Consider the following 22,042-nt stretch of genomic DNA (forward strand, 5'->3'; position numbering starts at 1 on the left):
GGCTCATTGAGCCGACGTCGATGGCCTGAAGCCGTCAGAGGCTGGGCACGATGACGGCCGTAACGGCCCAGTGGCCTTCGACCTTGCCGTAGCAGACGCTGACCGCCTGGAATCCGAGCGAAGCGTCATCCGAGGCATAGCCGGTCTTGCCCGAAGGCAGCGCAACCGAATACCAGCCGCCATCATCGGCCTCGTCTGTTCCATCCGCGGGAACGTCGACCGATCCCTCGATGAAGGGAACCACTGAATGGGCCGGCAGCGTCTCGATCACTGGCGACTTGGCGTCGGGCTTCTCGTGGAAATCCGTCTTGTCGGAGAGAATCCAGAGATTGCCCGGCGGCACATCCGCAGCCGTCGCCATCGCGAGCGCCTTGTCGCGATCGAAGATCGGCTCCGCCGGGGAGCACAGCCTGTCGCCAGCGATCTCGGATTTGCCCAGCGTCTGCGGCTCGATCGCTGTTCCGAACAGATCGATCACCATGCTGTCGAGATCGTCGCGTGTGTAGTCGACATCCGCGGCACCCATGAGGATCGCGGCCTCATCGAGCCGCTGGTCGCCGACATGCTTGTCGGGATTGGAAAGCGGGCTGGGCGTCGAGGCGTCGGGAAAGCCGACCGGCGGCGCATAGATCGCGAGGTCTTTGGCGACCTGCAGCTTCAGGAAAGCGGCATCGCCGCTATCGATCGCCTTCTGCAGCGAATCGACAAAGGCCTTGAGGTCGGCGTCGTCGGCGCCGGTCGTGTCATATGTCGCAACGACGGGTGCGTAAGGCTGGGCGGCAAGGGCGTGCGGGCCGACAAGCGCCGACGTCGCGGCAAGAAACAGCGCGAGAGTTCTTTTTTTCATGCAACGGGTCCGGGGAGGACGAGGCGGCCTGCCTCATCGAAGGAAACAAACGGGTTGAAGGCCACCTCCCAGAGATGGCCGTCGGGGTCGGCGAAATAGCCGGAATAGCCGCCCCAGAAAACCTTGGACGCCGGCTTGACGATCCGGGCGCCAAAGCGCTCGGCATGGGCGAGGGCGGCGTCGACCTCGGCCTCCGAACCGACATTGTGCGCCAGCGTCACGGCGCGGAAACCGTCGCCGGCTGGAGCCACCGTGGCGTCATCGGCAAGATGGTTGCGATCGAACAGCGCCAGCACCACGCCGGAAAGCTGGAAGAAGATGATCTGCTCCTGGCTCGCCGAAGAAGGCCGCCAGCCAAGTGCCTCGTAGAATGCCTTCGCTTTCGCGACATTGGCGACACCAAGCGTCACGATGCTCAACCGGGGAGAAAGTCCGCTTTCCGTCATTGTCCGCTTCCTCGTCGCACGATCCGGCCAGCACGATAGCCGATCGCCCGGTTGCTGGAACAGGTCATCTCCGGCCGGAAACAATGAGCCCCATCATCATGGCGGAATTCGGCCCGCGTCGATTTGCGGTAACATGATACCGCACTTGCCAGAACTATGATTTTTATGATGGTTTTGCCGCCGATGCCGTTTCGTCATGGTTGACGCGCTGCCTGCGAAACTGTAGACAACCCGCCGATCGACGGGCTCGTCCCGTTGCCTTCCCTTATGCCCCCGAGGGCACGAGAAACGAGTTCGATAATGAGCACCATTTCCACCAAGCCGGCGGATGTCGAGAAGAAGTGGATTCTGATCGACGCCGAAGGGCTGGTCGTCGGCCGGCTCGCCACCATCGTGGCGAACCGTCTCCGCGGCAAGCACAAGGCCAGCTTCACGCCGCATGTCGATGATGGCGACAACGTCATCATCATCAATGCCGAGAAGTGCGTCTTCACGGGCCGCAAGTACCAGGACAAGCGCTACTACTGGCACACCGGCTATATCGGCGGCATCAAGGAGCGCAGCCCGCGCCAGATCATCGAGGGGCGTTTCCCCGAGCGCGTGATCGAGAAGGCCGTCGAGCGCATGCTTCCCGAGGGCCCGCTTGGCCGTCGGCAGTTCAGCAACCTGCGCGTCTATGGCGGTTCTGCCCATCCGCACGAGGCTCAGCAGCCTGAAGTGCTCGATGTCGCCGCGCTCAATCCCAAGAACAAGAGGGTTGCCTGAACATGGCCGATCTTCAGTCGCTCCAGGACCTCGTCTCGACTTCGTCCGAGAACGCCGCCCCGGTCCATGTCCAGAAGCTGGACGCCCAGGGCCGCGCCTATGCCACCGGCAAGCGCAAGAACGCGATTGCCCGTGTCTGGATCCGTCCGGGCACCGGCAAGATCACCGTGAACACGCGTGAGTTCTCGGCTTATTTTGCACGCCCCGTGCTGCAGATGCTGGTTCGCCAGGCGATCGGCGTTGCCAATCGCAATGGCCAGTATGACATCGTCGCCACCGTTGCCGGCGGCGGTCTCTCCGGCCAGGCTGGCGCGCTGCGCCACGGTATCTCGAAGGCGCTCACCTATTACGAGCCCGAGCTGCGCGGCGTCCTCAAGAAGGGCGGCTTCCTGACCCGTGATAGCCGCGTTGTCGAGCGCAAGAAGTACGGCCGCGCCAAGGCGCGTCGCAGCTTCCAGTTCTCCAAGCGCTAAGCCGCGTCGTCAGACGTTTCGGAAAGGGCGCTTCGGGAAACCGGAGCGCCCTTTTTGCATGCGCCTGTCACACCCATTTGATAGGGCCGAGGCGGCGGCTTCATCCGCACAATCCCACGACGCGCTCAAGCGGAGACGATCATGTCAGCCAAGGTCTTCATCGACGGCGAAGCTGGAACCACCGGGCTGCAGATCCGCCAGCGCCTTGAGGGTCGGCCGGATATCGCGCTGCTGTCGATCGAAACCGAGCGTCGCAAGGAGACTGCGGCGCGGGCCGAGATGATGAACGCCGCCGACGCGGTGATCCTGTGCCTGCCGGACGATGCCGCGCGCGAGGCGGTGACGCTCGTCACCAACCCGCAGACGCGGATCATCGATGCTTCGACGGCCCATCGTGTCTTCCCCGGCTGGGCCTATGGCTTCGCCGAGTTGGCACCCGGACAGCGCGAGAAGATCGCAGGCGCGACTCGCATCGCCAATCCCGGCTGCTATGCGACCGGAGCCATCGCGCTCATCCGGCCGCTTGTCGATGCCGGTCTTCTCCCGGCGGACTGGCCGCTCTTTGTTAATGGGATTTCCGGCTATTCCGGCGGCGGCAAGGGCCTCATTGCCGAGTTCGAGCAGCAGAGCCCGCCGCCCGGTTCGCATGACGCCTTCCGGCCTTATGGTCTCAATCTCGCGCACAAGCACCTTCCCGAAGTCGTGCGCTATGGCGCGATCAAGGAGCCGCCGCTGTTCACGCCGGCGGTCGGCCGTTTCGCGCAGGGCATGATCATCGAACTGCCGCTGCATCTCGGCCGTCTTCCCGGCAAGCCTTCGGCCGTCGATCTCACCGCGGCTTACCAAGCTCATTACAAGGGCGAGCGCTTCATCGAAGTTCTGACCGCGGACGAGGCAGCCGAAGTTCAGAAGGCGCGGACCGGTGCAGCCGGCTTCCATGCTCTGATCGACCCGGAAGACCTCAACGGTACCAATCGGCTGCGCATCATGGCCTTCGACAATCCGGCGAACGGGCAGGGGATGGCATTGGCACTGCTGGATAATCTCGGCAAGGGCGCATCGGGCGCCGCCGTGCAGAACCTCAATCTTGCGCTCGGCCTCGACGAGGCAGCCGGGCTGTCCTGACCGCCCTTCGCGTCGGCTCCAATGATTTCGTTCCCAAAGCGCGGGAACGGGTCTAGCGTTTCCTCAGCCCGCGCCAACGGGCGAGAAAAAACGAGGGAGCAGGAAATGTCTGAGACGGTTCTTCTCCACCCGGCGATCGATGGTGGCATCGCCGCTGGGTCCGAAAGCTTTGCCGGCGGTACGCTCGCCTGCCTTTGCACGGAAAAGCCGGTCAAGGTGCGGATCGACGGGCAAGTGGTGCACAACCACGCTTGCGGCTGCACCAAATGCTGGAAGCCGTCGGGCGCGATCTTCGCCATCGTCGCTGTCGCCCCGACGGCGAATGTCCATGTCGTCGAGAATGGCGACAAGCTGGCGATCGTGGATCCGGACGCGCTGATCCTGCGGCATGCCTGCAAGGTCTGCGGCGCCCACATGCACGGGCCGGTCGAACGCGACCATGCCTTCAAGGGGCTCACCTTCGTCCACACTGAGCTCTCGCCCGACAAGGGGTGGCAGGCGCCGCAATTCGCGGCCTTTGTCTCCTCGGTGATCGAGGGCGGCGTTCCGCCAAGGTCGATGGACGGCATTCGTGCGCGCATTCGCGAAGTTGGCCTCGAACCGTATGACTGCCTGTCGCCGACGCTGATGGATGCGCTCGCGACCTTTACGGCAAAGAAAGCCGGCACCCTCAGGGAGTAGCTGCTACGGCCTCGTCGTCCGGCTCCTGCAACACAGTGCCGAACCGGCGCCGGTAATCAGCTGGCGCCAAGCCGGCAAGCCGCTGGAAGATACGGCGGAAGGCGGAGACGTCGCCATAGCCGACGTCCCATGCGATCTGCTCGATGCTCTTGCGGCTCGTCTCGAGCAATTCGCGCGCCTTGGCGACGCGGATATGCTGGGCATATTCCGTCGGACGCAGTCCGGTCGCCTTGTGGAAGCGACGCTGGAACGTCCGCTCACCGAGCCCGGCCCGCCCGGCGAGTGCCTCGATCGCGTGATCGCGCGCACCCGTTGCCTGCAGCCAGTTCTGGACCTTCAGGATCGCCTCGTCGCCATGATCGCGGCGCTGCACGAAACCGATGAAGGGCTGCTGCAGTCGGCCGGGCGGATCAGTGAGCAAGAATCGCGCGGTATCGAGCATGATCGAAGGCCCGAGCTGCTGCGCCACGAGCGTCAGGCCGAGATCGGTCCAGGCGAGAATGCCGCCGGCGGTGACGATGTCGCCATCGTCGATCACCATACGGTCGGCATCGACCCGCAGCTTCGGGTAGCGCTCGGCAAGTTCGGCGGCGAATGCCCAATGGGTGGTGACGTCGCGCCCGTCCAGGAGACCGGTATCGGCGGCAAGGAATGCGCCCGCGCAGACCGAGCACAGACGCGACCCCTTGCCATGTTGCGCCGTCAGCCAGGCCGCAAGCGCCTGCATCGGCTGCATCCGCGATGGCACGATGAGGCTGGGCGGGATGACGATATGACCAAGGCGGTGCGGCCGCCCCGGATGGCTGTCGAAGGTGCAGACGACATCAGCGCCCGCCGCATCAAGCTGCCAATGGCTGACGCGGATGATCGGTGTGGCCTCGTCGTCACCGCGGTCGCGGCTGATCTCTCCGGCGATCCGGAAGAGGTCGGTCAATCCGTAGACCGCTGCCAGCTGGCAGTCCGGATAGCAGAGGATCGCGACCTCGGTGCAGATGCTGTCGTCTGTATCCATCTTGTCGCTTTTGCCCCGTAGAATGTCAGTCTTGCCACGCATCCTATCATGCGCGGTCGAGTTACATGGACACATGAAGGCGGGCGCGATGCCCGCTTAGGCCGAGGGAGCCATCATGAGCACGATCACGACTGCCGACGGAACAGAGATTTTCTACAAGGACTGGGGCCCGAAAGAAGCGCAGCCCATCGTCTTTCATCACGGCTGGCCCCTGTCGAGTGACGACTGGGATGCGCAGATGCTGTTTTTCCTCAGCAAGGGCTTCCGTGTCGTCGCCCATGATCGTCGCGGCCATGGCCGTTCGGCGCAGGTCAGCGATGGGCATGACATGGACCATTACGCGGCCGACGCTTCGGCGGTGGCCGAACATCTCGACCTCCGCAACGCCGTGCATATCGGCCATTCGACCGGCGGCGGCGAAGTCGCGCGCTATGTCGCCCAATATGGCGAGCCCCAGGGGCGCGTCGCCAAGGCGATCCTGGTCAGCGCCGTGCCGCCGCTGATGCTGAAGACCGACGCCAATCCAGGCGGCCTGCCGATCGAGGTCTTCGATGGCATTCGCGCTGGCGTTGCCGCCAATCGCGCGCAGCTCTTCGTCGACTTCCCGACTGGCCCGTTCTACGGCTTCAACCGGGAGGGCGCCGAAGTCTCCCAGGGCGTCATCGACAACTGGTGGCGGCAGGGCATGATGGGCAGCGCCAAGGCACATTACGAAGGCATCAAGGCCTTTTCGGAGACCGATCAGACCGAGGACTTGAAGGCGATCACCGTGCCGACCCTCGTGCTGCATGGCGACGACGACCAGGTCGTTCCGATCGCCGACAGCGCACTGCTCTCGGTCAAGCTGCTGAAGAACGGCACGCTCAAGATCTACAAGGGCTATCCGCACGGCATGCTGACGGTACATGCAGACGTGATCAACCCCGATCTTCTGGCCTTCGTCACCAGCTGATCTACGATTGGCCCGTCGGCTCAGCGCGGACGGGCATCAACGTGATGGCCAGGGCGGCAGAGCGCGCTGCCCGGCTCAGGACATCACTTTGACATAGCTGCCCGGCGCGTCTTCGATCGGCTTGACGCGCCGGCCGCCGGGAACGCGCGCTTTGACGCGCGTCGAGTCGAGGCTCTCGATCCACGCCTGCCAATGCGGCCACCACGAGCCGGCATGCTCTTCGGCATTGGCCTGCCACGCGTCGAAACCGTCGCCGGAAGGCGCGGGCCCAGTCCAGTACTGGTATTTCTTGCGCGACGGCGGATTAACGACGCCGGCAATATGCCCGGAGCCGGACAACACGAAGGTCACGGGGCCGCCAAAGAACGACGAGCCGTAGAAGACGGATCGTGCCGGCGCGATATGATCCTCGCGCGTCGCGAGGTTGTAGATCGGGATCTTGATGTCGCCGAGCGACAACCTGGTGTCGCCGACCGACAATTCGCCCCTGGCCAGCTTGTTATCAAGGTAGCAATTGCGCAGATAAAACGAATGGTTAGCGGCCGGCATTCGCGTGGCGTCTGAATTCCAGAACAGTAGATCGAACGGGATCGGCTCGCGGCCACGGAAGTAATTGTTAACCACGTAGGACCAGATCAGCTCGTTCGAGCGCAGCATATTGAAGGAAGATGCCATGTTCTTGCCTTCGAGATAGCCCCGAACGCTCATCTTCTTTTCGATCTGCTCGATCTGCTCCTCGTCGATGAACACCTTGAGATCGCCGGCGAAAGTGAAGTCGACCTGCGTCGCGAACAATGTCGCGGCGGCGATGCGCGTGTCGCCGGTCGCTGCCATATAGGCCATCGTGAAGGAAAGCAGCGTCCCCCCGACGCAATAGCCGATAGCGTTCACTTCCTTCTCGCGCGTTATCTTCTCGATGACATCGAGCGATTCGAGGATGCCCTCGCGCATGTAATGCTCGAAGCTCTTGCCGGCCTGCTTCTCCCCGGGGTTGATCCAGGAAACCACAAAGACCGTGTGGCCCTGCTCGACGGCCCATTTGATGAAGGATTTTTCGGGCGTCAGGTCGAGGATGTAGAACTTGTTGATCCACGGCGGCACGATGAAGAGAGGCCGTTTCAGCACCTCCGATGTCGCGGCCTTGTACTGGATCAGCTGGCAGACCTCGTTTTGATGCACAACCTTGCCGGGGGTCAGCGCCAGGTTGCCGCCGATGGTGAAGCTCGACGTGTCGACCTGGCGGATCTTCAGCTCACCCTCGCCGGCGGCAATGTCATCGGCAAACATGTTGACGCCGCGAACAAGATTTTCCGCGCTCGAATCAAGCGTGTCGCGCAGGATCTCGGGATTCGTGAAGAGGAAGTTCGAGGGCGAGATCGCGTTGGCGACCTGCCTGACATAAAAGCGCGCCTTGAGCCGCGTATGGGCATCGAGATCTTCCGCATCGCGCGCCATCTCGTCGGCCCACTGCGCGGTGATGAGATAGAACTGTTTGACGAAGTCGAAATACTGATTGTCGGTCCATTCCCGATCCTGGAAGCGCTTGTCGCGCGCATCCGGGACGGCCGTCGGCGGCATCTGGGCGCCGGCCATCCGCGCGATGGCGGAATTCCAGAGCGCGAAATAGCGTCCGAACAGCCGCGCCTGAGCCTGCACGCTGCGCGTCGGATCGGCAGTCCAGTACTCGACCACCTTGGAGAGGGTCTTGATGATCTCGGTGATCTCGTCGACGACGTCGGCCGAGACGGAGCCGTTCTCCCGGGGCTTCAGGAAGTTCGCGGCCGCGCGAGAGGCGCCTTCGAGGATGAGCGCGATATTGCGCGCCAAGCGCTCGGGATCCTTGACCATGAGGTTGATCGGCGTTCCCGTCGGCCCCTTGGGTCCGCCCGATGCGCTCTTGTCGCCGGCCATGCTTCCTCGCTCGTTCGGTCTTTTTACTGACGCCGCTGCTTTCGCCGCGCGTCAAGTGTAATAGGTTCGCAGGATGAGGGATATCCGGGGGGCGTTTACGAGACGCTTACCCTCGCAGCGGAAAATGATGGTGGCTTCAATGGTCGGTGACGAGATGCGGCAGCGCCGGAGAATGGTTCTTTGGCTGTCGATCGGGATTGTCGCTGCGCTTTCGGGCTGCACGACGGTCAAGAAGACGCTCGATTTCAGCGCGGATCCGGAGCTGCAGCGAAAGGGCGCCTATCCCAACATCAATGTTGGCGGCGCGCCGCAGCCGGGCAAGCCGCTGACGCCCGAGGAACAGCAAAAGGCGAAGGCCGCGCTTTCCGCGGAGGGCAAGGTCGCCGGCCCCGAAGCCGGCGCCGACGCCAAGAAGCAGGGCGCCGAGCGCGCCAGCGAACTCGATGCGCTCGCCAAGAATCACGCGGCACAAACGATCGAAGAGATTCAAAACGGGTGCGGGACCGACAAGGTGATCGACGCCACGAAATGCCCGCAATGAAAGCGCTCCCTTTTGAAGCCGGTTCAATGATATGAACCCCGCCGCGCCGGCAAAGGCGCAACGATAAGTGCATCCAGTCAACGTGCATCGAGCCAGGATGGATCCGGAGCAATGAGCGAGTTCCACAGCGTGCGGCGACTGCCGCAATACGTCTTCGAGCAGGTCAACCGGCTTAAGGCGAGCGCACGGGCCGCAGGCGCCGACATCATCGATCTCGGCATGGGCAATCCGGACCTGCCGACTCCCGCCCATATCGTGCAGAAGCTCGCCGAAACGGCGGCGCGTCCCGATGTGCATGGCTATTCGGCCTCGCGCGGCATCAATGGCCTCCGCAAGGCGCAGGCTGCCTATTATGAGCGCCGCTTCGGCGTGAAGCTTGATCCCGCGACCCAGATCGTCGCGACGATCGGTTCGAAGGAAGGCTTCGCCAACATGGCGCAGGCCATCACCGCGCCTGGCGACGTGGTTCTTTGCCCCAATCCGAGCTATCCGATTCACGCTTTCGGCTTCCTGATGGCCGGCGGCGTGATCCGCTCCGTTCCCTCCGAGCCTGGTCCCGAATTCTTCCACGCGATGGAGCGGGCGGTCATCCACTCGATCCCGAAGCCGATCGCCGTGGTGCTCTGCTATCCCTCGAACCCGACCGCTCATGTCGCTGATCTCGATTTCTATCGCGACGTCGTGACATTCGCCCGCCGGCACGACCTCTTCGTGCTCTCGGACCTCGCTTATGCCGAGATCTATTTCGACGACGTCCCGCCGCCCTCGATCCTGCAGGTTCCGGGCGCGATGGATGTCGCCGTCGAGTTCACGTCGATGTCGAAGACTTATTCCATGGCCGGATGGCGCATGGGTTTCGCGGTCGGCAATGAGCGGCTGATCGCGGCGCTGGCCCGCGTGAAGTCCTATCTCGACTATGGCGCCTACACGCCGATCCAGGTCGCGGCGACGGCCGCCCTCAACGGCCCGCAGAATTGCATCGACGACATGCGCGCGACCTACAAGCATCGCCGCGACGCCCTCGTCGAAAGTTTCGGCCGTGCCGGCTGGCAGATTCCGGCGCCTCGTGCCTCGATGTTTGCCTGGGTGCCGATCCCCGAGCCGTTTCGTTCCCTCGGCAGCCTCGAATTCTCGAAGCTGCTGATCGAAAAGGCGGATGTCGCGGTGGCGCCCGGCGTCGGCTTCGGTGAGCATGGCGACGAGTATGTCCGCATCGCCCTGGTCGAGAACGAACAGCGCATCCGTCAGGCCGGCCGCAATATCCGCCGCTTCCTTGAATCGGCAGACAAAACGTTGCACAACGTCGTCCCGATCAGCAGCGCCCGGCGGTAAGCCGGGCCCCTCTGGGGCGACTTATGAATCAAACGGTATTGAGGCTGGGCGTTGCCGGTCTGGGCACGGTCGGCGCGTCCCTGCTTCGCCTGGTTGAGCGGCACGGCCGCGATCTCGCTGTCCGAACCCGCCGGCCGATCGCGGTCACAGGCGTCTCGGCGCGTGACCGCGATCGCGATCGCGCCGTCGATATTTCCGGGTGTGCCTGGTTCGACGATCCGGTCGCGCTGGCGCGCTCTCCCGAGATCGACGTCTTCGTTGAACTGATTGGCGGCGCCGAAGGGCCGGCCAATGACGCTGTCCGCGCTGCCATCGCGGCCGGCAAGCATGTCGTGACCGCCAACAAGGCGCTGCTCGCCAAGCATGGCGCCGAACTGGCCGCCGCGGCCGAAGCCAGCGGCGTCTCGCTCGATTTCGAAGCGGCTGCCGCCGGCGGTATCCCGATTATCAAGACGCTGCGCGAGTCGCTGGCCGGCAATACCGTCTCGCGGGTGTTCGGCATCCTGAACGGCACCTGCAACTACATCCTGACGCGGATGGAGCGGGAGGGGCTGTCCTTCGAGGCATGTCTCGCCGATGCGCAGCGGCTTGGCTATGCCGAGTCCGATCCGACCTTCGACGTCGACGGCTTCGATTCCGCCCATAAGCTGTCGCTGCTCGCGGCGATCGCATTCGGGACAACGATCGACGCCGACGCCGTGTATGTCGAAGGCATTCGCTCGATCACGACCGCCGACATCGAAGCGGCCGACGAACTCGGCTATCGCATCAAGCTGCTCGGCGTCGCGAGCCGGACCGATACCGGCTTCGAGCAGCGCGTGCATCCGACCATGGTGCCGAAATCCTCGCCGATCGCGCGCGTCGACGGCGTCACGAACGCGGTCGCGGTCGAGGCTGATTTCGTCGGCAGGCTGGTTCTTTCCGGACCAGGGGCAGGCGGCGACGCCACAGCGTCGTCGGTGATGAGTGACATCGCGGATATTGCGCGCGGCGATGTGGTCGGCACGTTCGGCCGGCCGTCCAGCGCGCTGCAGCCCTATCGCCGGGCGCAGATGCGGGCGCATGAAGGTGGCTATTACGTCCGCCTCGCGGTTTTTGATCGCCCCGGCGCTTTCGCATCGATCGCGCAGCGCATGGCCGAAAACGACATCTCGCTCGAATCGATCGTGCAGCGGCGCCGCGCGCCACGGGCCGATGCGCCGGACCATCCGACGCCACTCGAGCCTCAACCTGTCATCCTGATCACCTATGATACGACGGAAGCGCAGATCAAGGATGCGCTGGATCGCATCACGATCGACGGCCATATCGCCGAGCAGCCGCAGATGATACGCATCGAACAGTTCGCATAAGTGGGGAAAGCGATGGCTTTGACGGAAGCGAAGACGGCGGGTCTCGATCGAATCCTGACACTCGAGCTCGTTCGCGTGACGGAGCGGGCAGCCGTGGCCGCTGCGCGCTGGCGTGGTCGTGGCGATGAGAAGGCTGCCGATCAGGCGGCCGTCGACGCCATGCGGAAGGAACTCAACAACCTCGCCATCGAAGGCACCGTCGTCATCGGCGAGGGCGAACGCGACGAGGCGCCGATGCTCTATATCGGCGAGGAAGTCGGCACCGGTTACGGACCGCAGGTCGATATCGCGCTGGATCCGCTCGAAGGCACCACGATTTGTGCCAAGAACCTGCCAAACTCGCTGGCCGTGGTCGCGATTGCCGAAGGCGGCACGCTGCTGCATGCGCCTGATGTCTACATGGACAAGATCGCCATCGGCCCGGGCTATCCCGAGGGCACCGTCGATCTCGACCGTACGCCATCCGAGAACATCGCCGCGCTGGCCAAGGCGAAAGGCGTGCGCGTCAACGAAATCACCGCCTGCATTCTCGACCGTCCCCGTCATGCCAAGCTGATCGACGAGGTGCGCGCCACCGGCGCCGCTGTGCGCCTGATCGGCGATGGCGACGTGGCCGGCATCATCGACGTGACCGACCCGGACGCAACCGGCATCGATATCTATCTCGGCACCGGCGGCGCGCCCGAGGGTGTGCTGGCTGCTGCTGCCCTTTGCTGCACCGGCGGCCAGATGCAGGGCCGGCTGATCACCCAGTCGGACTCCCAGAAGGCGCGTGCCAGCAAGATGGGCATTGCCAATTTTGACAAGAAGTACACCCATCTGGAGATGTGCCGCGGCGAAGTGCTGTTTGCGGCGACGGGCGTCACCGACGGCAACATGCTGAACGGTGTCCATTATGCGCGCGACGGCCGCATCACGACGGAAACGCTGGTGATGCGCTCGTCCAAGGGCACGATCCGTTTCATCAAGGCGACCCATCGCGACGACGAGAAATTCGCGACGGAGAGTTGATCGGACTGAGCGATGTCTGACTTCGGCACGGCCGCGCGGCGCAGCTTCCTCGGCGTCGAGCGGTCAGCCACAGGCCGGCGGTGGGACGATCGCCTCGATGTCGCGGCGGGCCTTTCGGCCACTGCGATGGTCCAGCGGCACGAATTGCCCGAGCTTCTGGCCCGCGTCCTCGCGGCCCGAGGCGTCGCCGTTGATCAAGCGGCTGACTTTCTCAATCCAAGCCTCCGCCAGCTGATGCCCGATCCCTCGGTGCTGACCGATATGGACAGCGCCGCCGAGCGCATCGCCGATGCCGTCGAGCGGGGCGAGGCGGTCGCAATCTTTGGTGATTATGACGTTGATGGCGCCACCTCTTCGGCGCTGCTCGCCCGTTTTCTCGAAAGCCAGGGCGTCCCGACGCGGATCTATATCCCCGACCGCATCTTCGAAGGCTATGGCCCCAACCCCGACGCGATCCGCCTGTTGATCGATGAAGGGGCAGGACTGATCGTTACCGTCGATTGCGGCTCGACCAGCCATCAGGCCCTCGCCGTTGCGGCAGAGCGCGGTCATCCCGCTGTTGTCCTCGATCATCACCAGATGGGTGCGGACCTGCCGCCGGCCCATGCCGTGGTCAATCCAAACCGGCAGGACGATCTTTCGGGCCTTGGTTATCTCGCGGCAGTCGGCGTCACCTTCCTTGCCGTGGTCGCCGTCAACCGCGCGCTGCGCCGGCGCGGCTGGTATCGCGAGGGTCGCTCCGAGCCGGACCTGCTGCAGTGGCTCGATCTCGTGGCGCTTGGCACGGTCTGCGATGTCGTGCCGCTCATCGGGCTCAACCGCGCCTTTGTCGTGAAGGGGCTGATCACGCTCCGCCGTGGCGCCAATCCCGGCATTTCAGCGTTGGCGCGGCTGGCACGGATCGATTCGCCGGTCTCGCCCTATCATCTCGGCTTTCTGATCGGGCCCCGCATCAATGCGGGCGGACGGATCGGCGATGCCGCGCTTGGCGCGCGCCTGCTGTCGCTCGATGGGGCGGCCGAGGCCGAAGTCATCGCCGCCTCACTCGATGATCTCAACCGCCAGCGGCAGGCCGTCGAAGCGGCCATGCTCGAACAGGCTCTGGGCGAAGCCGAAGCGGAGATCGGCGGCGGCGAGGGCCCGGCAGTGCTGGTTACGGTGGATGAGCATTGGCATCCCGGCATCGTTGGCCTCATCGCGGCGCGTCTCAAGGAGCGGTTCCAGCGTCCGGCTTTCGCCATCGCCATGATGCCGAACGGGCTCGGCACCGGTTCCGGCCGTTCAGTGCCCGGCGTCGATCTCGGCGCGCTGGTGCGGGCAGCTGTAGGCGAGGGGCTGCTCGTCAAAGGCGGCGGCCATGCCATGGCGGCCGGCATCACGGTCGAAAAGGCACGACTCGGCGACTTCAGGGCATTCCTGGAAGTGCGGGCGGCAGCGGCGTCCCGCGCAGCGCGTTCGGCGAGTTCGCTGCTCGTCGATGGTGCACTGACGGCGCGGGCCGCGACGTCCGACTTCATCGATCAGATCGAGCGGGCAGGGCCCTTCGGCGCCGGCCACGCCGAGCCTATCTTTGCGTTTCCGGCACACCGGATCGGCTATGTCGAGACCGTGGGCAATGGCCATGTCCGCGTGCAGTTGTCGGGTGGCGACCAAAATCTGCGCGCCATCGCCTTTCGTGCCGCCGATAGCGATCTCGGCCGCGTGCTGCTCGAGAGCCGCGGCCGCCCGCTACATGTCGCTGGCGTGCTCGGCCTCGATCACTGGCAGGGCCGCAAGCAGGCAAGCCTCAGGATTCTCGATGCTGCGGAGCCGGAACCGGTGCGCTGACAGCGGAGGTCGCATCAGTCGATCTGGCCGGCAGGAAGTTTAGAACGCCCGAAAGCAGCACGAGCCCAATGCCGGCAAAGGCCAGCGCGTCGGGGAGTTCTTCGAACAGCAATCCCCCAAGCACGACGGCCCAGACGATCTGGCTGTATTGCGTCGGTCCAATGCGGTTGGCCGGGGCGTTCCGCGTCGCCGCCATGATCAGGAGATGGCCGGCGCCGGCCAGCAGCCCGCAAAGACCCAGCAGAACCACCTCGCGCATCGTCGGCCACTCGAAGACGAACAGCGTGATGAAACCGTTGACCACCAGCGAGCCGAGCATCAGCGTGCCGAGCAGCGTCACCTGCCGCTCGGTCCGTCCGATAACCCGCAGCATCAGAAGCGACAATGCGCCAAGGAGCGCCGTGGCAATGGCCGCCAGATGACCGGGGAGGATTTCCCGGAAGCCCGGCCGCACGACCAGCAGAACACCGGCAAGACCGACCAGGAGGCCGATGAAGCGCGCTACATTGGTCCGCTCGCGCAGATAGAAGTACGAGAATGCGGCCACGAACAGCGGCAACAGGAAGATCAGCGAATAGGCGTCGGCCAGCGGCAATGTCGTGAAGGCATAGGCACTCGCAAGGCCCGCTCCGACGGCCGCCGACATGCGTGCCAGCACCAGGCCCGGACGCTGCATGCGGAGCATGTCGCTCCAGCGTTCTTGCCGAGGCTTGGCGAAATAGACTGCCAAGCATGAGAACATGGTCAGGATCAGCGTCATCTCGGCAACATGCAGCCGGCCGCCGGCCGCCTTGATGGCCGCGTCGGCGCACGAAAAGACGGCATAGCTCGCAAGCGCGAAAACGACGCCCTTTGTCATGTCGGGATTCCGGTGACGGGAAGACACGCGATATTCCACTGGCGGCACGCAAATGCAATCGGCCGCAGACGCATTACACCGCTTGTTTCACCGGCCTTTGCGTCGCGACAATTGACAGCCGCGCGATCGGCGCGCGAGTGTTCCCGCCTTCGCGAAACCGGCCAGGGCAGACATGGAATGAACGGTGCTGACCGACTCTGCGATACGCTGCTGGCCAGCGGCGTCGATGTCTGCTTCGCCAATCCCGGCACGTCGGAGATGCACTTCGTCGCGGCGCTAGACCGCAAGCCCGCCATGCGATGCGTTCTCGCGCTGTTCGAGGGCGTCGCGACAGGGGCTGCCGACGGATATGGCCGTATGGCCGGCAAACCTGCCGCGACGCTTCTGCATACCGGACCTGGTCTTGGGAATGGGCTAGCCAATCTGCACAATGCCAGGCGCGCCCGGACGCCGCTCGTCAACATCGTCGGCGATCATGCGAGTTACCATCTCGGCTTTGATGCGCCGCTGACGAGCGATATCGACTCCATCGCGCGGCCCATGTCGGCCTTCGTCCGCCGGGCCACGGGACCCGACGACGTCGGCCCGGCGGCGGAAGCAACGATTGCGGCGGCCATCGAGCGGCAAGGTGTCGCGACGCTCATTCTTCCCTCCGACGCAGCCTGGAGCCCGGTTGGTCCGAGCGACGCTCGCCCGGCCGCCATTGCGTCACCGCCGAAGGTCGACGAAGCACGGCTTGCCGATCTGGCCACGGCCCTCATTGCAGCGGGCGGTCGGGCAGGCCTCCTCTTGGCGGGCAAGGCCCCGCGCGGCGCGGCATTGGAAATGGCCGGACGAATCGCTGCCCGGACGGGCGCGCGGCTGTTTGAGGAAGTCCTGAACGGACGCAGCGAGCGGGGTGGCGACCGCGTTCCTCTGGAACGGATTCCCTATCCGATCGACCAGGCCGTTGCGGCATTGGCCGATCTCGATCTCCTCGTCCTCGTCGGCGCTCGCGAGCCGGTCGCTTTCTTCGCTTATCCCGGCAAACCGAGCCGCCTGCTGCCGGATGGTTGCCGCATCGAAACGCTGGCCGGGCCCGGCGACGACATTCCCGATGCGCTTAAGCGTCTTGCCGAACGGCTGGGGGCGACAAGACCCCCACCACGCCGGGTGGCCGCCACAACGGCGCCGGGAAGCCCGAGCGGGCCGCTGACGGAGGATGCCGTCTCGGTGATCGCCGCAGCCGGCCTTACCGAGGATGCAATCGTCGTGGACGAAGCACTGACCTCTGGCCGGCGGTTCTATGCGCTCAGTGCCAGCGGGCCGCGCCACGACTACATGATGTGCACAGGCGGGGCGATCGGCACGGGCATGCCGCTTTCAGTCGGCGCTGCCATCGCCTGTCCCGGCCGAAAGGTGGTGACGTTGCAGGCCGACGGCAGTGGCATGTACACGCTGCAGGCGCTCTGGACCGCCGCGCGCGAGAAACTCGACGTCCTCGTCGTCATCTTCGCCAACCGCGCCTATGCCATCCTTCGCCTGGAAATGGGCAATGTCGGCGTCACCGGTTTCGGCCACAATGCCGATCGGATGTTGCGGCTCGACGAACCGGCGCTCGACTGGGTGTCGCTGGCGCGCGGTATGGGCGTCGAGGCCGCTCGCGCAGACACCTGCGAGCGCTTCGCCGATCTTTACCGGTCGGCCGTCGGGACCAAGGGCCCCTTTCTGATCGAGGCGGTAATCTGATGGCGCGGTTGAAAGCGCTCCTCTTCGACAAGGACGGCACGCTGGTCGATTTTGCGATCACATGGAATGGCGCCGCGACCGCCGTCCTCGCGACGCTCGCCGGCGACGACGACGAGATGCATCGCGCGCTCGCCACCATCCTTCATTATGATCGTGTCACCGCGGCGATCCTGCCGACGTCGCCCTTTGTCGGCGGAACCGTGCCCGATATCGCCGCGCATTTCGCGCCCGTGGTTGGCATTGAGGCGGACGATCACGAGGGCTTCATCGAACACCTGTCCCGGCTCTTCAACGAGGGCGCGCTCGAATCCGTCGCCCCGATCGGCGATCCGCTCGGCCTGCTCACGAGCTTGAAGTCCCAAGGCTATCTCCTCGGCATCGTCACCAACGACACCGAATCCGGCGCCCGGGCGCAAAGCGAGAAGCTCGGCCTAGACGGGCTGTTCGATGCGATCATCGGCTATGACTCGGGGCATGGCCGCAAGCCCGATCCCGGCCAGATCCACGCCTTCATCGACCGCTTCGGCTCGGCGCCCGAAGAGACGGCGCTGATCGGCGACACGCTGCATGATCTCGACGCCGCCCGCGCCGCCGGCGTTCTGGCCATCGGCGTTGCATCAGGCTATCTCTCGGAAGAAGCCCTCGCACCCCACGCTGACCATGTCATCAAGGATATCATGGGCTTGCCGGAGCTCCTTGACCGTTTGAGCGAAAGCTAGGGCCGGCTGCATTCTGAGTGAGCCGCGGCAAAGCGCTGTTATTCATCCAGCTTATATCAGCATTTGGAACGACCTTCGTGGCCGTTCGGACGGGGGTCGCCATGGCGATGTGAGGCGGTGCGCGCTATTTTCGCCATTCCGTCGCGGTAGAACCGCCGGTGCCACTTCGACCACGCAGCATCCCAAGGATCAACTCCATGACCACATCCGCCCTCATCGAGCTTGACCTGATCGACCCGACGCTGCTGAAGGAGCGCTGTTATGTCGATGGCGCCTGGATCGGAGAGCCGGAAATCGACGTGACCAATCCGGCGACAGGCGCGATCATCGGACGGGTTCCCCGTTTTGGCGCCGACGAGACGACGGCCGCAGTCGATGCAGCGGCTGCGGCGTTCAAGGGTTGGGCAGCCAAGACTGCCAAGGAGCGTTCGAAGCTGATCCGCCAATGGTATGAGCGGATCATGGCCCATCGCGAGGATCTGGCGCTGATCCTCACCAGCGAGCAGGGCAAGCCGCTGGCCGAGGCGCGCGGCGAGATCGACTATGCGGCGAGCTACATCGAATTTTATGCCGAAGAAGCGAAGCGCATCGCCGGCGAGACGCTGCCGAGCCACCGCGCCGATGCGCGCATCCTCGTGCTGCGCCAGCCGACCGGCGTCGTCGGCGCGATCACGCCCTGGAACTTCCCGGCAGCGATGATCACCCGCAAGGCCGCCCCGGCGATCGCGGCCGGCTGCCCGATCGTTGTGAAGCCGGCCGGCGAGACGCCTCTTACGGCGCTGGCACTGGCAGAACTCGCCGATCGGGCCGGAATTCCCAAGGGCGTGTTCAACGTCGTCACGGGCGATTCAAAGGCGATTGGCGGCGTGCTGACGTCGCATCCGGCTATCCGGCTCGTCAATTTCACGGGTTCCACCGAAATCGGCAAGCTACTGATGCGGCAGGCAGCCGGCACCGTGAAGAAGGTCGCCCTCGAACTTGGCGGCAATGCACCCTTCATCGTCTTTGACGATGCCGATCTTGATGCCGCCGTCGAAGGCGCGATGGTCTCGAAATTCCGGAACATGGGACAGACCTGCGTCTGCGCCAACCGCATCTACGCCCAGGCCGGCATCCATGATGCGTTTGTCGAAAAGCTGACCGCGGCGGTCGCCAAGCTGAAGGTCGGGGACGGCACGGCCGATGGCGTCACGCAGGGACCGCTGATCAACGACAAGGCAATCGACAAGGTCGAGCAACATCTGGCCGACGCCAAGGCCAAGGGCGCGAAGGTCGTGCTCGGCGGCCATCGACACGGCCTCGGCGGCGCCTTCTTCGAGCCGACGGTTCTGACTGGCGCATCGGCTGCGATGACGCTCGCTCGCGAAGAGACGTTCGGCCCGGTTGCCCCGATCTTCCGCTTCGAGACGGAGGAGGAGGTGATCCATGCGGCCAACGACACCGAGTTCGGCCTTGCGGCCTATTTCTATTCCCGCGACATCGGCCGCATCTTCCGTGTCGGGGAAGGGCTGGAATATGGCATGGTGGGCATCAATTCCGGGCTGATCTCGACGGAGCTTGCTCCGTTCGGCGGTGTCAAGGAAAGCGGCAACGGACGCGAGGGCTCGCATCACGGCATCGACGAGTTCGTCGAGAAGAAATACCTGCTGCTGGCCGGCCTCGACAGATAAGCCGGCCGGCCGCCAATCATCTGCCATCCGAAGCGGCTTCGCGCCGAACAAGGAGAGGGGACTGGCATGTCGAAGGCAGTGCGCTGGAAGAGTTGGGACGGAAACGGCACCGAGCATCTGGTCTTTGCCGACCGCGAGGCTGGGATCAGCGGCGAGGGCGCGATCCTCTCGGGTGGCGATGCTCATTTCGCCGCCGCCTATGAAGTCGCCTGCCATGCTTCGGGTGCCGTGGCACGAGCGCAGGTTGCGGTGGTCGGTGGGCCGAAACTGACACTGCAATCCGATGGCGACGGCAAATGGCGGAACGGAGAGGGCAAGCGGCTGACGTCTCTCGCGGGCGCTCTCGATGTCGACTTCTCGGCGAGCCCGTTCACCAATACGTTGCCGATCCGGAGGCTCGGCCTTGCCGAAGGCCAGTCCGGCGAGATCACGGTCCTCTATGTCCGCTTCCCGGATCTCGAACTCTCGCTCGACCGCCAGCGCTATACCTGCCTCGAACGGGACCGGCTCTATCGCTATGCGGCCGCGGATGGCAGTTTCGAAGCGGTGATCGAGGTCGACGGGCAGGGGCTCGTCACGCTCTACGATGGCCTCTTCCGCCGCATCCTTTAGCTCAATCGGCAGGCTTCATCATCGGATCATACGTGCCGAACGACCATTCATAGCCTTCGATATCGCGGCAGGAATATTCGCGGGAGCCGTAATCCGTATCGGCAAGCGGGCGCGTGACGACTGCGCCCGCGGCAATCGCCTTGTCGTGGTGACCGTCGACATAGGCGACCGACACGTAAATGCTGCTTGTGCCGCCACTGACCGTTCGACCCGTGGCGGCAAGGTCCGGCCCGATTGCGCCGATCATCACCATGTCCTCGCCAAGCCGCAGCTCAGCATGGGCGATGACACCTTCGGGCGTCGCGTGGATCGCGTGTGGCGTGAAGCCAAAAGCGGCGACGAGGAAATCGATCGCAGCCCGCGGGTCATGGTAGCGGAGTGCCGGGAACAGACGCGAACGGTCGGTCATGGCGCCGTTTCCTTCAAGTCGAGACAGAGCACATCATGCTCGGGCTGAAACGCTCGGGCAGCCGCAATAGTTTCCGGCGATGAGGCTGCAAGAACAAGCCGCTACGCAGCCGGCTCCGCAGCGACTGCCTGACGCATCGCGTCGGCCATCACCGTTTCCGGCTGCGCCCCCGAGAGCGCCAAGGCCCGGTTGAAGACGAAGAATGGCACACCGCCGATCCCCATATCCGCCATCGCCGCCGCCTCCTGGCGCGTCTGACTGAGTGCATCGGCATCAAGGATCACGGCGCGGGCCTCGTCATCGGCAAAGCCAAAACCGGCCGCGATCTCGGCCAGAACATCGGCGTCGGCGATGTTGCGCGACTGGATGAAATGCGCCTCGAACAGCGCGCGGGCGAGGGCGTGCTGCGTGCCCTTCTCCGCCGCGGCGCGGATCAGCGTATGGGCCCGGTCGGTCGGGCGCTGGCGCGGCTGCTTTGACAGATCGAGCGGGATGCCGCTCTTGCGTGCCTCGGCCTCCACGCGCGCAAACATCGCTTTGACATCGCCGCCATATTTCGCCTTGAGCCGCTCCGCGACGTCGACGCCCTCGGCCGGAAGGTCGGGATCGAGGAAATAAGGGTGGTGGATGATCGTAGCGTCCGTCCCGGTCTCGCGAAGCACATTGTCGAGCCGCATCAGCCCGATGAAGCACCAGGGGCAGACGATATCGGTCACCAGGTCGATCGAAAGCGTGCCCATCGGTGAAACTCTCCTCGCAGCCAAGCGTTACATGTCAGCGGGCGGAACATGGCCGTGAAGCTGATCACTGGCAAGCAGGCACGCCGGTGTTACCGAAATGGCCGCCAACTCAATCATGGAGACGATTATCTGATGCGCAAATTTTTCGCGCTCGCCTTTGCCATTCTCTGCGGCGGTGCCATTGGCGCCATGCTCGGCCTCGGCGCCTCGCTGGTATTCTGAGAAACCCTCAATCCGCCTTCCCCGTAAAGACGTAACCAACGCCTCGCACGGATTTGACCAGGAGAGGGTTCTTGGGATCGGCCTCGATCTTCTTGCGCAAGCGCGCAATCTGCGCGTCGATGGTGCGATCGAAGACATCGAGCTGGCGGCCCCTTGTGAGGTCCATCAGCATATCGCGCGTAAAGACGCGGCCGGGACTGCGGGCGAGGATCGACAGGATTTCGAACTCGCCGGTCGTGAGCGTCACTTCGGAACCATCAGGGCGGACCACGCGGCGGCGCTCGATGTCGAGCTCCCAGCCATCGAAGCGGATCGGCCGGCCGGCAGACACTTCGGAAACGCGCTGAGCCGGGGCACGACGGCGGAGCACCGTCTTGATTCGGGCCAGCACTTCGCGAAGGTGAAACGGCTTGGCGATATAGTCGTCCGCGCCGACTTCCAACCCGACGATCCGATCGACGACATCGTCACGCCCTGTGAGCATGATGATGGGGATGTCCGAGCGAGCTCGAAGTTCGCGCGCGATGTCGAGGCCGCTTTCGCCGGGGCCGAGCATCAGGTCGAGCAATACGAGGTCGGCGGCGCCACGGGCCATCGCCTCGCGCATGGCCTTGCCGTCGCCAACCGTGGTGATCCGATAGCCTTCGTCCTCGAAATACCGGGCGAGCATCTGGCGAATGCGAGCATCGTCGTCGACCACCAGCAGATGCTCTTGCCGCATGGGCGGCTCAGCCATGACACGTCTCTGCGGTTCCGGTCCCGGTATGCATCATTCGACCGCTGTCACACTCTGTTACGAACGAGCACC

General features: G+C 64.4%; 22 protein-coding genes. 14 read left to right on the forward strand and 8 right to left on the reverse strand.

The window, feature by feature from the left end:
* Nucleotides 1–34: 34 nt before the first annotated feature.
* A complete protein-coding gene (locus LB518_RS15680) occupies nt 35–847 on the reverse strand; it encodes an SH3 domain-containing protein (RefSeq protein ID WP_224578466.1) in 813 nt (270 codons plus the stop codon).
* A complete protein-coding gene (locus LB518_RS15685) occupies nt 844–1,293 on the reverse strand; it encodes a VOC family protein (protein ID WP_224578467.1) in 450 nt (149 codons plus the stop codon). Before LB518_RS15685 ends, LB518_RS15680 begins: the two co-directional genes overlap by 4 nt.
* Before the next feature lie 300 nt (nt 1,294–1,593).
* Here LB518_RS15685 and rplM point away from each other — a divergent pair, with 300 nt between their 5' ends.
* From rplM to gfa, 4 genes are all read left to right on the forward strand, one after another.
* On the forward strand, nt 1,594–2,058 hold the full coding sequence (gene rplM / locus LB518_RS15690) for a 50S ribosomal protein L13 (RefSeq protein WP_224578468.1): 465 nt from the start codon (nt 1,594–1,596) through the stop codon (nt 2,056–2,058).
* A gap of 2 nt (nt 2,059–2,060) precedes the next feature.
* Entirely contained in the window at nt 2,061–2,531 is a 471-nt protein-coding gene (rpsI, locus tag LB518_RS15695) for a 30S ribosomal protein S9 (RefSeq protein ID WP_073054500.1), read from the forward strand.
* Between the two features lie 141 nt (nt 2,532–2,672).
* Entirely contained in the window at nt 2,673–3,656 is a 984-nt protein-coding gene (argC, locus tag LB518_RS15700) for an N-acetyl-gamma-glutamyl-phosphate reductase (RefSeq protein WP_224578469.1), read from the forward strand.
* A gap of 105 nt (nt 3,657–3,761) precedes the next feature.
* Nucleotides 3,762–4,337, forward strand: a complete 576-nt coding sequence (gene gfa / locus LB518_RS15705) for an S-(hydroxymethyl)glutathione synthase (protein ID WP_224578470.1) — start codon at nt 3,762–3,764, stop codon at nt 4,335–4,337.
* Here gfa and LB518_RS15710 read toward each other — a convergent pair.
* Entirely contained in the window at nt 4,327–5,349 is a 1,023-nt protein-coding gene (locus LB518_RS15710) for a GlxA family transcriptional regulator (RefSeq protein ID WP_224578471.1), read from the reverse strand. The two genes, gfa and LB518_RS15710, sit on opposite strands and share 11 nt — an antisense overlap.
* A gap of 115 nt (nt 5,350–5,464) precedes the next feature.
* Here LB518_RS15710 and LB518_RS15715 point away from each other — a divergent pair, with 115 nt between their 5' ends.
* Nucleotides 5,465–6,301: an alpha/beta fold hydrolase gene (locus tag LB518_RS15715; protein WP_224578472.1), complete on the forward strand. Its 837-nt coding sequence runs from the start codon at nt 5,465–5,467 to the stop codon at nt 6,299–6,301.
* Nucleotides 6,302–6,376: 75 nt separating this feature from the next.
* Here LB518_RS15715 and LB518_RS15720 read toward each other — a convergent pair whose 3' ends face one another.
* Nucleotides 6,377–8,212 carry a PHA/PHB synthase family protein gene (locus LB518_RS15720; protein WP_502845838.1) on the reverse strand — a complete coding sequence of 612 codons (1,836 nt, stop codon included), beginning with the start codon at nt 8,210–8,212 and terminating at the stop codon, nt 6,377–6,379.
* A gap of 130 nt (nt 8,213–8,342) precedes the next feature.
* On the opposite strand from LB518_RS15720, the gene LB518_RS15725 reads away from it, so the two are divergent.
* The 5 genes from LB518_RS15725 (at nt 8,343) to recJ (ending at nt 14,275) form a co-directional block, all read left to right on the forward strand.
* Nucleotides 8,343–8,753, forward strand: a complete 411-nt coding sequence (locus LB518_RS15725; RefSeq protein ID WP_224578473.1) for a hypothetical protein — start codon at nt 8,343–8,345, stop codon at nt 8,751–8,753.
* 111 nt (nt 8,754–8,864) lie between these two features.
* A complete protein-coding gene (locus LB518_RS15730; protein ID WP_224578474.1) occupies nt 8,865–10,085 on the forward strand; it encodes an LL-diaminopimelate aminotransferase in 1,221 nt (406 codons plus the stop codon).
* Between the two features lie 23 nt (nt 10,086–10,108).
* Nucleotides 10,109–11,437, forward strand: a complete 1,329-nt coding sequence (locus LB518_RS15735; RefSeq protein WP_224578475.1) for a homoserine dehydrogenase — start codon at nt 10,109–10,111, stop codon at nt 11,435–11,437.
* Between the two features lie 12 nt (nt 11,438–11,449).
* Nucleotides 11,450–12,448, forward strand: coding sequence for a class II fructose-bisphosphatase (gene glpX / locus LB518_RS15740; RefSeq protein WP_224578476.1), 999 nt, complete (start codon nt 11,450–11,452; stop codon nt 12,446–12,448).
* Nucleotides 12,449–12,460: 12 nt separating this feature from the next.
* The gene (recJ, locus tag LB518_RS15745) at nt 12,461–14,275 is read left to right on the forward strand and encodes a single-stranded-DNA-specific exonuclease RecJ (RefSeq protein ID WP_224578477.1); all 1,815 of its coding nucleotides are present in this window, start codon (nt 12,461–12,463) and stop codon (nt 14,273–14,275) included.
* Here recJ and LB518_RS15750 read toward each other — a convergent pair.
* Nucleotides 14,235–15,134 (reverse strand): DMT family transporter, encoded by a 900-nt coding sequence (locus LB518_RS15750; RefSeq protein ID WP_224578478.1) that lies wholly within the window; start codon nt 15,132–15,134, stop codon nt 14,235–14,237. The genes recJ and LB518_RS15750 overlap by 41 nt on opposite strands.
* Nucleotides 15,135–15,311: 177 nt before the next feature.
* On the opposite strand from LB518_RS15750, the gene LB518_RS15755 reads away from it, so the two are divergent.
* The 4 genes from LB518_RS15755 (at nt 15,312) to LB518_RS15770 (ending at nt 19,863) form a co-directional block, all read left to right on the forward strand.
* Nucleotides 15,312–16,862: an acetolactate synthase large subunit gene (locus LB518_RS15755; protein WP_224578479.1), complete on the forward strand. Its 1,551-nt coding sequence runs from the start codon at nt 15,312–15,314 to the stop codon at nt 16,860–16,862.
* Nucleotides 16,862–17,581: an HAD family hydrolase gene (locus tag LB518_RS15760; protein WP_224578480.1), complete on the forward strand. Its 720-nt coding sequence runs from the start codon at nt 16,862–16,864 to the stop codon at nt 17,579–17,581. The genes LB518_RS15755 and LB518_RS15760 overlap by 1 nt, the downstream gene beginning before the upstream one ends.
* Before the next feature lie 197 nt (nt 17,582–17,778).
* Nucleotides 17,779–19,251, forward strand: coding sequence for an NAD-dependent succinate-semialdehyde dehydrogenase (locus LB518_RS15765; RefSeq protein WP_224578481.1), 1,473 nt, complete (start codon nt 17,779–17,781; stop codon nt 19,249–19,251).
* Nucleotides 19,252–19,317: 66 nt separating this feature from the next.
* Nucleotides 19,318–19,863: a putative glycolipid-binding domain-containing protein gene (locus LB518_RS15770; RefSeq protein WP_224578482.1), complete on the forward strand. Its 546-nt coding sequence runs from the start codon at nt 19,318–19,320 to the stop codon at nt 19,861–19,863.
* Nucleotide 19,864: 1 nt separating this feature from the next.
* Here LB518_RS15770 and LB518_RS15775 read toward each other — a convergent pair whose 3' ends face one another.
* The 3 genes from LB518_RS15775 to LB518_RS15785 all read right to left on the reverse strand — a co-directional run bounded on the left by LB518_RS15775 (nt 19,865) and on the right by LB518_RS15785 (nt 21,970).
* The gene (locus LB518_RS15775; RefSeq protein ID WP_224578483.1) at nt 19,865–20,272 is read right to left on the reverse strand and encodes a VOC family protein; all 408 of its coding nucleotides are present in this window, start codon (nt 20,270–20,272) and stop codon (nt 19,865–19,867) included.
* Between the two features lie 101 nt (nt 20,273–20,373).
* On the reverse strand, nt 20,374–21,012 hold the full coding sequence (locus tag LB518_RS15780) for a DsbA family oxidoreductase (protein WP_224578484.1): 639 nt from the start codon (nt 21,010–21,012) through the stop codon (nt 20,374–20,376).
* 229 nt (nt 21,013–21,241) lie between these two features.
* The gene (locus LB518_RS15785) at nt 21,242–21,970 is read right to left on the reverse strand and encodes a response regulator (RefSeq protein ID WP_224578485.1); all 729 of its coding nucleotides are present in this window, start codon (nt 21,968–21,970) and stop codon (nt 21,242–21,244) included.
* Nucleotides 21,971–22,042: the final 72 nt, after the last annotated feature.

The organism is Mesorhizobium sp. BR1-1-16, from assembly GCF_020165495.1.
Lineage (GTDB): Bacteria > Pseudomonadota > Alphaproteobacteria > Rhizobiales > Kaistiaceae > Kaistia.

Excerpts from the sequence above, each read along its gene's own strand:
- LB518_RS15680 (WP_224578466.1), bottom strand. The coding sequence starts at position 847 with ATGAAAAAAAGAACTCTCGCGCTGTTTCTTGCCGCGACGTCGGCGCTT.
- LB518_RS15685 (WP_224578467.1), bottom strand. The coding sequence starts at position 1,293 with ATGACGGAAAGCGGACTTTCTCCCCGGTTGAGCATCGTGACGCTTGGT.
- rplM (WP_224578468.1), top strand. The coding sequence starts at position 1,594 with ATGAGCACCATTTCCACCAAGCCGGCGGATGTCGAGAAGAAGTGGATT.
- rpsI (WP_073054500.1), top strand. The coding sequence starts at position 2,061 with ATGGCCGATCTTCAGTCGCTCCAGGACCTCGTCTCGACTTCGTCCGAG.
- argC (WP_224578469.1), top strand. The coding sequence starts at position 2,673 with ATGTCAGCCAAGGTCTTCATCGACGGCGAAGCTGGAACCACCGGGCTG.
- gfa (WP_224578470.1), top strand. The coding sequence starts at position 3,762 with ATGTCTGAGACGGTTCTTCTCCACCCGGCGATCGATGGTGGCATCGCC.
- LB518_RS15710 (WP_224578471.1), bottom strand. The coding sequence starts at position 5,349 with ATGGATACAGACGACAGCATCTGCACCGAGGTCGCGATCCTCTGCTAT.
- LB518_RS15715 (WP_224578472.1), top strand. The coding sequence starts at position 5,465 with ATGAGCACGATCACGACTGCCGACGGAACAGAGATTTTCTACAAGGAC.
- LB518_RS15720 (WP_502845838.1), bottom strand. The coding sequence starts at position 8,212 with ATGGCCGGCGACAAGAGCGCATCGGGCGGACCCAAGGGGCCGACGGGA.
- LB518_RS15730 (WP_224578474.1), top strand. The coding sequence starts at position 8,865 with ATGAGCGAGTTCCACAGCGTGCGGCGACTGCCGCAATACGTCTTCGAG.
- LB518_RS15735 (WP_224578475.1), top strand. The coding sequence starts at position 10,109 with ATGAATCAAACGGTATTGAGGCTGGGCGTTGCCGGTCTGGGCACGGTC.
- glpX (WP_224578476.1), top strand. The coding sequence starts at position 11,450 with ATGGCTTTGACGGAAGCGAAGACGGCGGGTCTCGATCGAATCCTGACA.
- recJ (WP_224578477.1), top strand. The coding sequence starts at position 12,461 with ATGTCTGACTTCGGCACGGCCGCGCGGCGCAGCTTCCTCGGCGTCGAG.
- LB518_RS15750 (WP_224578478.1), bottom strand. The coding sequence starts at position 15,134 with ATGACAAAGGGCGTCGTTTTCGCGCTTGCGAGCTATGCCGTCTTTTCG.
- LB518_RS15755 (WP_224578479.1), top strand. The coding sequence starts at position 15,312 with ATGAACGGTGCTGACCGACTCTGCGATACGCTGCTGGCCAGCGGCGTC.
- LB518_RS15760 (WP_224578480.1), top strand. The coding sequence starts at position 16,862 with ATGGCGCGGTTGAAAGCGCTCCTCTTCGACAAGGACGGCACGCTGGTC.
- LB518_RS15765 (WP_224578481.1), top strand. The coding sequence starts at position 17,779 with ATGACCACATCCGCCCTCATCGAGCTTGACCTGATCGACCCGACGCTG.
- LB518_RS15770 (WP_224578482.1), top strand. The coding sequence starts at position 19,318 with ATGTCGAAGGCAGTGCGCTGGAAGAGTTGGGACGGAAACGGCACCGAG.
- LB518_RS15775 (WP_224578483.1), bottom strand. The coding sequence starts at position 20,272 with ATGACCGACCGTTCGCGTCTGTTCCCGGCACTCCGCTACCATGACCCG.
- LB518_RS15780 (WP_224578484.1), bottom strand. The coding sequence starts at position 21,012 with ATGGGCACGCTTTCGATCGACCTGGTGACCGATATCGTCTGCCCCTGG.
- LB518_RS15785 (WP_224578485.1), bottom strand. The coding sequence starts at position 21,970 with ATGGCTGAGCCGCCCATGCGGCAAGAGCATCTGCTGGTGGTCGACGAC.